This is a genomic window from Paenibacillus timonensis (assembly GCF_022427145.1).
In the GTDB taxonomy this organism is placed as follows: Bacteria; Bacillota; Bacilli; order Paenibacillales; family Paenibacillaceae; genus Fontibacillus; species Fontibacillus timonensis.
In genome coordinates, this window is sequence record NZ_JAKSXN010000029.1 from 35,362 (window position 1) to 44,342 (window position 8,981).

Genomic DNA, 8,981 nt, shown 5'->3' on the forward strand with positions numbered 1-8,981 from the left:
AACCTCCTCATTTAATTAAATACTGAACGTATCGTTTAGTAATTGTTAATGATTAAATAATATACTGAACGTACCGTTTTGTAAATATAAATTTTGATTCCCGCGCTTCGATGAATATTTAGTATAATAAACGTACAGTTTTTATGCGGAAAAGGAGTGGGTCCAAGTGAGTACCAAAAGAGGGCGTCCGCGCAATATGGATACGCAAAACGCCATTCTTGCCGCTTCCTACGATTTGTTGCTGGAACAAGGTTTTGGATCGGTCACGGTGGAGAAAATCGCGGAGCGGGCCGGAGTCAGCAAAGCCACGATCTATAAATGGTGGCCCAACAAAGCCGCGGTGGTCATGGACGGGTTCCTGTCGGCGTCTACGGCTAGAATTCCGGTTCCCGATACGGGTTCGGTTTCCGAGGACCTGGTCATCCACGTTACGAGATTGGTTCGCTTTATGACTAGCCGGGAGGGGAATGTCATCAAAGAACTGGTCGGGGAAGGACAAATGGATGCCGGACTGGCGGAAACTTACCGCTCGAGGTACTTTCGCCCCCGCCGGCTTGAGGCACGCCAAATCCTTGAACGCGGAATCCGGCGCGGAGAGCTGAAGGACCGGCTTGATCTTGAGTTATGCCTGGATCAAATCTACGGACCGATCTTTTATCGGCTTTTGATCTTAAGCGACGAGTTGGACGAAAACTACGTTGAACATTTGGTGAAGTGGGTTCTGGAGGGACTCGCGGCAAAATGAATCGGGAACGTCCCGCTTGAAGACGTCTTTCGCTTATGATACATTATTTACCATAATTGAGATTTGGGTGTGAAGCACATACCGCTCGGATTCGACTTGCTCTTGGGGCATGGGGATCTGGGCGGTTTTTTATTGCATCGGAAAAGGAGGGTTAATCATGAGCGAGTTTGATGACGTTTATTTGGAATGGTTGGACCGACAGATCGACGAGGAGAGAAACCCAAGAAGACGGGAGTTTCTGCAAAAGGGACTGAACCGGGGGACAACGGATTTTCTGCGGTTCATATGGTATCCCGCCATCGGAAATTTCAAAGATCTATATCCTGAGTATGAGGTTCGCGACTTTAATAATGGTTACCGTTACCTCGATTTGGCTTATAGACCGGGCAACGCCAAAGGATGTATCGAGATTCAGGATTACCGGAGCCATGCCCGGGATATCGAAGCGGGGCGATTTAAGGATCTGTGCATGAAGCAATCTCTATTGGCGCTTGACGATTGGCTGTTTCTTCCGATTGCCTATCTATCTATTCGGGAAGACCCGGGAGTCTGCAAGCAGCTGGTCTTATCCTTCGTTGGTAAGTTTCTGTCCAATGCCGTGCCTTCCGGCCTTCATTGGGCAGAGGCGGAGACTTTGCGGTTTGCCCGCCGTCTAATGCGTCCCTTTACTCCGGCTGAGCTCGCAGCGCATCTCACGTTATCCCAGCAACATACAAGAGCGATTTTACATGTCATGCACGACCGAAAAATGCTGGAGGTAGTCGACGGCAAACAACGGTATCGTACGTTCAGGCTTCCTCAGGCCGATCGGAGGGGAGTAGGAGCCGGGTAGAAAGGGGCCTGGCGCTAGGGGAGGCCGTTGCCTACGTTGGCCGCTGGCGCTGGCCGCTGGCGCTGGCCGCTGACGCTAGCCGCTGACGCTAGCCGCCGCTGACGCTAGCCGCCGCTGACGCTAGCCGCTGACGCTAGCCGCTGACGCTAGCCGCTGACGCTAGCCGCTGACGCTAGCCGCTGGCGCTAGGTTGCGAACACTGGTGCTAAACTCTAACTCACTCTTAGCTCTAACGCTGGTGAGCAACGCTATTTGGGCAAATTTGTTCTCCACAAAATTCTAACGACGATGAGACACTCTATTTGGGTGAAAATCGAGCAAATTGGCAACAAAACAGGGGAATAAGCTTTGTAGGAAGCGTTAGAATCGCAAAGTGTCATTATTGAAGCATATAAGATCTGTGGCAAGCGTTAGCGGTTTGAAGGAGGGGGGAGAATGATGAGTTAGAATGATGGGCAAGAATGACGAGTAAGAATGATGAGTTGGAATGACAGGTTAGTGTGACAAGTTTGAATGGTAAGTTTGAGGTTACCCGATACCCGTTAACCGTAGGCACCTGTAAGCATCCGTAGTCAACCGAAGGTCCTCGGACCCGTAGGCCAAGGAGAATCATTTGTGCTAGAATGAAGAAGATTAACCTTATTCATGCAAAGGAGGATAAAAATGAGTTCATCCATCACCTTGCATCTATGGTTCGACAAAGAGGCGAAAGAAGCCGCGGAGTTCTATTGCTCCGTATTTCCGGATTCCCGAATCACGGGAGTTACGACGATAAACGATACCCCTTCGGGTGATTCTGAGATGATTTCGTTCACCGTTTGGGGGTTTCCGTTCATGGCTATTTCGGCAGGACCGCACTTCAAGATGAATCCTTCCGTTTCGTGCATCGTCAATTTCGACCCCTCCCGAGATCCTAACGCCAGAGAAATGCTGGATGAAGCGTGGGACAAGCTGTCCGACGGCGGGATTGCCCTCATGCCCCTGGACCGGTATCCTTTCAGCGAAAGATATGGATGGATCCAGGACAAGTACGGATTTACTTGGCAGCTGATGTTGACGAATCCCGATGGTGAGCCGCGTCCGGCGATCGTCCCCTCGATGATGTTCATTGGCGAGAACTGCGGCAAGGCGGAAGAAGCGCGCGAACTTTATCTCTCGGTGTTCCGGAACGCGAAACCCGGCGCCCTCGTCAAGTATGGACCCGGCCAGGAACCGGACCGGGAAGGTACGGTCATGTTCACCGATTTTATGCTGGAAAACACGTGGTTAGCGGCGATGGACAGCTCGCATGCCCATAGGTTCAGTTTTAACGAAGCGATCTCCCTCTTGGTCAACTGCGAAACGCAGGAGGAAATCGATTATTATTGGGAGCATCTCTCCGCCGTCCCCGAAGCAGAACAATGCGGTTGGCTCAAAGACCGGTACGGTGTCTCGTGGCAAATTTCTGCTTCCTCATTGGATGAGATGATGACCCGGGGCACGCCGGAACAACGCAATCGCGTCACGAAGGCGTTTTTGAAGATGAAGAAGTTTAACCTTGCGGAGTTGCAACAAGCTTTTGATGGGAGATAACGAAAAAAGGAAGCTCCACTCGACCGAGTGAAGCTTCCTTGCATTTTATGGAGCCTAGGGGGATCGAACCCCTGACCTCATCGCTGCCAGCGATGCGCTCTCCCAGCTGAGCTAAGGCCCCGTGAGCGACTATTTTATTTTATAAAAATGCGGCCGGGCTGTCAATATCCCATTGCAAAAAAATGCACTCCCCGAAGTTCCGGCAACCGAGGTTGCCGGAAAGGGGGGGAACTGTGCCGGATTCCCGCGCGGCTTACGCCTTCATTGCCGTGATTTTTGCGGCCGGGACGATGACCGGCCGCCCCGATTCATCGATCAATTCCAGCGCATCGGTGTGCACGGCGACCAGCGTGCCGTAAAGGACGGAGCCGGTCGTCTCAATGCGGATGCTGAGGCCGATGGAAGCTTTGATTCGTTGCCGGGTTTCGGAGTCCGGGAAGGCCGCGGCCTCGAGCGCTTGCTCCAGATGCTCCACACGGCTGGCCAGCAGCTCAAGCTCGGCTTGCAGCAGGCGAATTCGCCTTCGCAGCGGTTCGTGCAGCAGAAAGCGCAGGATGGTCAACGCGATTCACCTCTTTTCGTGACGGAACTCGTCTCTAGCAAAGAGACAATATATCATATGAAAATAGATTGATAGAGTTCGGGTGGGGCTTACTTTCCGGCGGGTATCCTTTATGTTATGCTGAAAACATCTAATGAATCCGATACGTAAGGAGAGGGATTAACGATGATCAAACATATCGTCTTGTTCAAACTGAAGGATGCATCGCCGGAGAACGTTGGACGAACGGTTGAGGTATTACGCGGCTTGCAGGGCAAAGTGGAGCAGTTGAGAAGCCTGGAGGTGGGCACCGACGTGATCCGTTCCCCTCGTTCCTATGATATTGCGTTGATTGCTACCTTTGATTCGCTCGCCGATTTGGAAGGGTACCAGGTTCATCCGGAGCACAAGAAAGTCATTGCGCACATGAATGAGGTACGTGAAAGCCAGGTCGCGGTCGATTTCGAATTTTAGGTAGGACCCGGAGGAGGGGATATCCGTGTATTATGTAAACCGGGAACAAATCGAACGCCGGCTGGAGCTGGTGCCGGAATTGCTGCAGGCGTTCCAAGAATCCGTCCAGGCCGATTCGTCTTTGTTGGGGCGGTATGCCGAGGAGCGGGCGCTGCATCTGGCCATCGAGATTGTGACGGACGTTGGCAGTTATTTGATCGACGGCTTCATTATGCGCGATGCAAGCAGCTATGAGGATATCGTGGACATTCTGCTGGACGAGAAAGTGGTCGATGCTCCGCTGCATGCGACGCTGATTGAGCTGGTTCGCCTGCGGAAACCGTTGGTCCAGGATTATTTCGCGTGGGATCGGCAGGAAGTAATCGGCTTGAGGGAGCGGTTACCCGGAGCGTTGCAGGATTTTAAAGCAAACGTGCTGAAGTATCTTGATCAGGAAGGGGTTTGACCGGGAGTGGACAAGCCCAAAAATAATTCCTTACAGGTGTGACCGGACGGACCGTCGCTGCTTATAATGCATTATCGATATAGGCATTCGCGGAGAGATGCCGAAAAGGAGAGATGAGACGTGAGCAAAGGAAATAAAGGTTGGTTATGGGGTGCCGCCATCGGTACGGTTGCCGGTGCGGTAACGGCGCTGCTGTTTGCTCCTAAAGCGGGGAAAGAGCTTCGCAAGGATATTGCCGACGGTGCTCGCCAGGTTGGCGAGAAGACGCAAGAGGTTGCCGGCAAAGTATCGGAGCAAAGCACGGTGCTGGTAGGCAAGGTGAAGGAAGCTGCCGAAGGGCTGATCAGCGAGATTCAAAGCCGCCGGTCCGCCAAGGACGTCGCGGAGGAGGAAGTGGCTCAAGTCTCCGAATTTGCGGAGGATGGGGAGCCTGCGGCCGAGGAGGAGACGGTTGTCCTTGGCGTCGTAGCGGGGGAAGAAACGACCGAAGCCGGAGAGCTCGAAGTCGCAGTTTCGGAAGCGGCGGCAACTGCCGAAAGCGAAGAGGACAAATAACTCGAACGGCTAACCTAAACGATTGCCCGAAAAAGACCCGCTGACGGGTCTTTTTCCCGTTTTCTCCATCATCGCGGGTTTTCTTGCACCGTAAATTGAGTTAAGATTTAGGTACCCTTTGAAGACCCGAGTCATAAAGTAACGAGAGGGAATTTAAACTAATCATGAAGGATGCGGTATGTTCGTGCAGCAAGCCATCGCTATACTAGACTCGGGAGTGGGAGGCCTCACCGTCTGCAAGGAAGTCATGAGACAGCTTCCAAGAGAGAAGATCATTTACTTCGGAGATACGGCCCGAGCTCCCTACGGTCCAAGATCACCTGAAGAAGTTCGCTTGTTTACCGAGCAAATCGTCGATTATTTGATCCAGTTTCAGCCTAAAATGATCGTGATCGCCTGCAATACGGCTACGGCGGCCGCGCTTGATTTCATTAAAGCCAAAGTCGACATTCCCGTAATCGGCGTGATCCATCCCGGAGCCAGAGCGGCGATCAGCGCCACCAAAACCGGCAAGATCGGCGTGATCGGAACGGTGGGGACGATTCGAAGCGGGGCTTATACCGCAGCATTGCGAGAGCTGAATCCGCAGACCGAGATCGTCAGCGAGGCTTGTCCCGAGTTTGTTCCCCTGGTAGAGAAAGGGCTGTACGATACGAAAGAAGCGCTGCTCGTGGTGCAGCAATCGCTGCGGGGGATGAAGGAACATGCGATGGATTGCCTGATCTTAGGCTGTACTCATTATCCGTTCTTAAAAGATCCGATCCAGCAGGTGATGGGTCCCAAAGTGAAGCTTATCAGTTCTGCGGACGAAACTGCGAGGGAGATCAGCACCGTGCTTCACCAGCGCGGTTGCCTGGCACGCGGCAGCCGGATTCCCGTGCACCAGTTTTTTTGCAGCGGGGATGCGGAGATGTTCCGCAAGATCGCCCGCCAATGGCTGGGCGAGCAAATCGAGCTGACACCGATCGTTTGGCAGGTGTCCAGCCCGGCAGGGTAATCGATAAAAAAAACCTTTGGCGGGTCTTTCGTCCCGTCCAAAGGTTTTTTTGAAACGCGGCCCGGCGGCATTAAGCTGTTTCCGGCACGGGACGCAGGATTTGAATGGCGCCGGGATCCGCCGATGCGTTAAGCGGCGTGGCGGCGACATCTTCCCCGTCGCCCAAGGCAAGGCGAGGGATGGGGCTCGACACCGTAATATTCCGGCCCCTTAGCATTGTGACGAACGAAAACTTGGTATGGGCACCGAATAAGACGGTCGGAAACAACAGCAGCAGCTTCAGCTTCGAGCAATCGTGGACGACGCAGAGATCGAGCACCCCGTCATCCGGCTTGGCGTCAGGGCAGATGGTCAGTCCGCCGCCATAGCTGTCGACATTGTTGATGGCCGTCAGCCAGGCGGACTCGAAGCGATGGGCGATCCCGTCGCAGTCGACGTTCAAGGGGCCGGGGCGGAACGTAAGCAGGGTATGAAAGATGCCGATAATATAAGCCAACCTGCCAAGTCCCAGCGCATTGCATATTTTCTTGTAGCGGCTGCGGTTAACGTTACGGGCCACCTCGGCGTCGAAGCCGACGGCCAGCGCGGTCAGTGTGCTGCGACCTGCAACGGCGATCAGGTCGGCCGATGCCGGACGGCCGTTAAACAATACCTCCAGCGCGGCCCGAGTGCGGCGCGGGATGCCGAAGCCCCGGGCGGTGTCATTGCCCGAGCCGGCCGAGAATACGGCCAGCGGAACGCCGGAGTGCCGCATCGCCGGCAGCAGGCTGTGGATCGTGCCGTCGCCGCCGACAACTCCCACGGCCTCCCAAGTCTCCTGGCCGGACAGTCGGTCCTGAAGAAATGTATGCGCTTGCTCTCCGCTGTCCGTAAAGGCATGCTCGTAAGGAATGCCCCGCCGGCGCAACTGCTTGCTGATTTTGTTCCAAACCCGGCGGCCTTCGCCATTCCCGGCATTTGGATTCACGATAAACAAATACATGATGACTCCCCTATCTATGTTGGCAGCGCCAAGCGGCGTAATTTCAGTCTACTGAAGATTTGAATAAATGAAAATCAAAATTTTTCGACCCCCCGTCGATGGACGAAAGGAGTGTAGGCCGTGCAACTGATCGCCATGATCACCATGCTGATCGACCATGTCGGGCTGCTGTTTTTTCCCGGAGAAGTGCTGTGGCGGATTATCGGGCGGATTGCCTTTCCGATCTATGCCTACGCGCTGGTCCAGGGTCATGTGCATACCTCCAATTACCGGAAATACGCGATTCGTTTGTTTCTGATCGCTGTCCTTTCGCAAATTCCTTACCAACTGGCCTTCGATACGAACGGACTCAACGTTGTCGCGACCTTGTTTGCCGCTTCCTTGGTCCTTCGCATGCTGGATTCGGCCAAACCGGGGCCGCTCTCCGCCGTGATCATCGCCGGCGTCTGCGTCATCATGGAAGTGCTTCCGTTCGATTACGGTGCCTATGGGCTGCTGCTGGTGCTGATCTTCAAATATGCCGGGCCAGGAAAAGCGGTGGCGATGCACCTGCTGTTGAACCTTGTTTATTTGTTTGCTTACGGCTGGGTGATCCAATTGGCTAGCATCCTGCCGACGATCGTGATCGCTTACGGACCGGGGCTGTGGCGAAAGCTCGAAGCGTGGCGGCTTCCCCGTTGGGTGTGGAGGGCGTTCTATCCTGCCCATTTGGCGGTGTTGGCGCTGCTGGTGTACTTGATGTAAATAGGCTAAGGGGCCGAGGCACACGAAAGATCCGGGAGATGTCCCGGATTTTTTTGCGCCATGAAACATGTTAAAATAGGGTATCTTATATTTAATGGAGATATTTCTAGGCTGATGGCAGGAGGGAGGCATGGAGATGAAATGGAAAAGCTGGTGGTCGCTTCGTCGGTGGTCCCATATTTTTCGCCGGACTCTCCCGCTGCTGACTTCGGGCAAAGTTCCGTTTAGCGATAAGCTGCTTTTGGTCGTGCCGGCACTGCTTTATTGGGTTCTGCCGGATGTGCTGCCGTGGATTCCGATCGACGACATGGCCGTGACGATGCTGTTGATGGATTGGTTCGTCACCCGGGCGGAGCGGAAATTCCCGGGAGCCTAGCGTTTGGCCTTGCTTGTTGGGCGACGTTTCTTTACAATAGGAATGTTAGAGGAAGCCATTTTTGTGCGATAGGAGAGATCATATGAACGTCAAAATTACCCGCAATGCGGCGAAAGTGATACAAAAAGAACTGGCGAAGGAAGAGAACCAAGGGTTGGTGCTGAAGGTATTCATCACCCATTCCCACGGCGACCATGCCCACTACGGCCTGGATTTAGCCAAGCCGGGCGACGCCGATCAAATCGTCCAAACGGACAAGGACATCGATGTGATCGTGGAAGGCACCGATCCGCTGCTCGACGGCGTAAAGATCGATTATTTGTATTTCCCGGAGGAGGGTTTCGTCATCACCAACCCGTCCAAAGGCAATCACGGGGATCACTAAGCTTTAGCTAACGATAAAGAAGGGACCTGGCATGGCTAACGATATTCGGATTTGCGATAAATGCAATCATATCCGCATGAAGACGTTTGTACCGAAGTTGCAAAAGCTCGCGCCGGACGCCGAAATCAAAATCGGGTGCAAGTCGTATTGCGGTCCGTGCGGCAAAAGAGCGTTCGTATATATCAACGGCAGATACGTCAGCGCACCGACGGAAGAAGAGGTGCTGGCGAAGGCTGCACCGTTCGTGAAGAAACCGAAACCGGAATAAGCTGACCCACGAAAATCCGCTGCTCGAGGCGATCCATGGATCCATGCCTCGGGGGCGGATTTTTT

The 8,981-nt window shown here is 53.7% G+C and carries 13 protein-coding genes and 1 tRNA gene; 11 read left to right on the forward strand and 3 right to left on the reverse strand.

Going from position 1 to position 8,981, the window contains the following annotated elements; translation table 11 throughout:
* Window positions 1-166: 166 nt before the first annotated feature.
* From MJ257_RS12950 to MJ257_RS12960, 3 genes are all read left to right on the forward strand, one after another.
* The gene (locus MJ257_RS12950; protein WP_240269653.1) at window positions 167-745 is read left to right on the forward strand and encodes a TetR/AcrR family transcriptional regulator; all 579 of its coding nucleotides are present in this window, start codon (window positions 167-169) and stop codon (window positions 743-745) included.
* Window positions 746-902: 157 nt separating this feature from the next.
* The gene (locus tag MJ257_RS12955; protein WP_240269654.1) at window positions 903-1,577 is read left to right on the forward strand and encodes a transcriptional regulator; all 675 of its coding nucleotides are present in this window, start codon (window positions 903-905) and stop codon (window positions 1,575-1,577) included.
* A 663-nt stretch (window positions 1,578-2,240) separates the two neighbouring features.
* Complete coding sequence (locus MJ257_RS12960) at window positions 2,241-3,149, forward strand: VOC family protein (protein WP_240269655.1); 909 nt, start codon at window positions 2,241-2,243, stop codon at window positions 3,147-3,149.
* 48 nt (window positions 3,150-3,197) lie between these two features.
* Here MJ257_RS12960 and MJ257_RS12965 read toward each other — a convergent pair.
* Window positions 3,198-3,270, reverse strand: a tRNA-Ala gene (locus MJ257_RS12965).
* A gap of 132 nt (window positions 3,271-3,402) precedes the next feature.
* The gene (locus MJ257_RS12970) at window positions 3,403-3,711 is read right to left on the reverse strand and encodes a hypothetical protein (RefSeq protein WP_240269656.1); all 309 of its coding nucleotides are present in this window, start codon (window positions 3,709-3,711) and stop codon (window positions 3,403-3,405) included.
* Between the two features lie 165 nt (window positions 3,712-3,876).
* Here MJ257_RS12970 and MJ257_RS12975 point away from each other — a divergent pair, with 165 nt between their 5' ends.
* The 4 genes from MJ257_RS12975 (at window position 3,877) to racE (ending at window position 6,161) form a co-directional block, all read left to right on the forward strand.
* Window positions 3,877-4,164 carry a Dabb family protein gene (locus tag MJ257_RS12975; protein ID WP_240269657.1) on the forward strand — a complete coding sequence of 96 codons (288 nt, stop codon included), beginning with the start codon at window positions 3,877-3,879 and terminating at the stop codon, window positions 4,162-4,164.
* A gap of 25 nt (window positions 4,165-4,189) precedes the next feature.
* Window positions 4,190-4,609 (forward strand): DUF86 domain-containing protein, encoded by a 420-nt coding sequence (locus MJ257_RS12980; protein ID WP_240269658.1) that lies wholly within the window; start codon window positions 4,190-4,192, stop codon window positions 4,607-4,609.
* A 120-nt stretch (window positions 4,610-4,729) separates the two neighbouring features.
* Window positions 4,730-5,164, forward strand: coding sequence for a YtxH domain-containing protein (locus MJ257_RS12985; protein ID WP_240269659.1), 435 nt, complete (start codon window positions 4,730-4,732; stop codon window positions 5,162-5,164).
* Between the two features lie 178 nt (window positions 5,165-5,342).
* Window positions 5,343-6,161, forward strand: a complete 819-nt coding sequence (gene racE / locus MJ257_RS12990; RefSeq protein WP_240269660.1) for a glutamate racemase — start codon at window positions 5,343-5,345, stop codon at window positions 6,159-6,161.
* 70 nt (window positions 6,162-6,231) lie between these two features.
* Here the strand turns inward: racE and MJ257_RS12995 are convergent, their stop codons facing one another.
* Window positions 6,232-7,143, reverse strand: coding sequence for a diacylglycerol/lipid kinase family protein (locus tag MJ257_RS12995; RefSeq protein ID WP_240269661.1), 912 nt, complete (start codon window positions 7,141-7,143; stop codon window positions 6,232-6,234).
* Between the two features lie 120 nt (window positions 7,144-7,263).
* On the opposite strand from MJ257_RS12995, the gene MJ257_RS13000 reads away from it, so the two are divergent.
* The 4 genes from MJ257_RS13000 (at window position 7,264) to MJ257_RS13015 (ending at window position 8,916) form a co-directional block, all read left to right on the forward strand.
* Complete coding sequence (locus MJ257_RS13000; RefSeq protein ID WP_240269662.1) at window positions 7,264-7,887, forward strand: TraX family protein; 624 nt, start codon at window positions 7,264-7,266, stop codon at window positions 7,885-7,887.
* 136 nt (window positions 7,888-8,023) lie between these two features.
* Window positions 8,024-8,263, forward strand: coding sequence for a hypothetical protein (locus tag MJ257_RS13005; protein WP_240269663.1), 240 nt, complete (start codon window positions 8,024-8,026; stop codon window positions 8,261-8,263).
* Between the two features lie 82 nt (window positions 8,264-8,345).
* Window positions 8,346-8,648 (forward strand): iron-sulfur cluster assembly accessory protein, encoded by a 303-nt coding sequence (locus tag MJ257_RS13010; protein ID WP_240269664.1) that lies wholly within the window; start codon window positions 8,346-8,348, stop codon window positions 8,646-8,648.
* A 31-nt stretch (window positions 8,649-8,679) separates the two neighbouring features.
* Entirely contained in the window at window positions 8,680-8,916 is a 237-nt protein-coding gene (locus MJ257_RS13015; protein WP_240269665.1) for a YuzB family protein, read from the forward strand.
* Window positions 8,917-8,981 lie beyond the last annotated feature (65 nt).

Bases quoted from the DNA above. Each gene is read 5' to 3' on its own strand.
- MJ257_RS12955 (WP_240269654.1), top strand. From the start codon at position 903: ATGAGCGAGTTTGATGACGTTTATTTGGAATGGTTGGACCGACAGATC.
- MJ257_RS12960 (WP_240269655.1), top strand. From the start codon at position 2,241: ATGAGTTCATCCATCACCTTGCATCTATGGTTCGACAAAGAGGCGAAA.
- MJ257_RS12975 (WP_240269657.1), top strand. From the start codon at position 3,877: ATGATCAAACATATCGTCTTGTTCAAACTGAAGGATGCATCGCCGGAG.
- racE (WP_240269660.1), top strand. From the start codon at position 5,343: ATGTTCGTGCAGCAAGCCATCGCTATACTAGACTCGGGAGTGGGAGGC.
- MJ257_RS12995 (WP_240269661.1), bottom strand. From the start codon at position 7,143: ATGTATTTGTTTATCGTGAATCCAAATGCCGGGAATGGCGAAGGCCGC.
- MJ257_RS13005 (WP_240269663.1), top strand. From the start codon at position 8,024: ATGAAATGGAAAAGCTGGTGGTCGCTTCGTCGGTGGTCCCATATTTTT.
- MJ257_RS13010 (WP_240269664.1), top strand. From the start codon at position 8,346: ATGAACGTCAAAATTACCCGCAATGCGGCGAAAGTGATACAAAAAGAA.
- MJ257_RS13015 (WP_240269665.1), top strand. From the start codon at position 8,680: ATGGCTAACGATATTCGGATTTGCGATAAATGCAATCATATCCGCATG.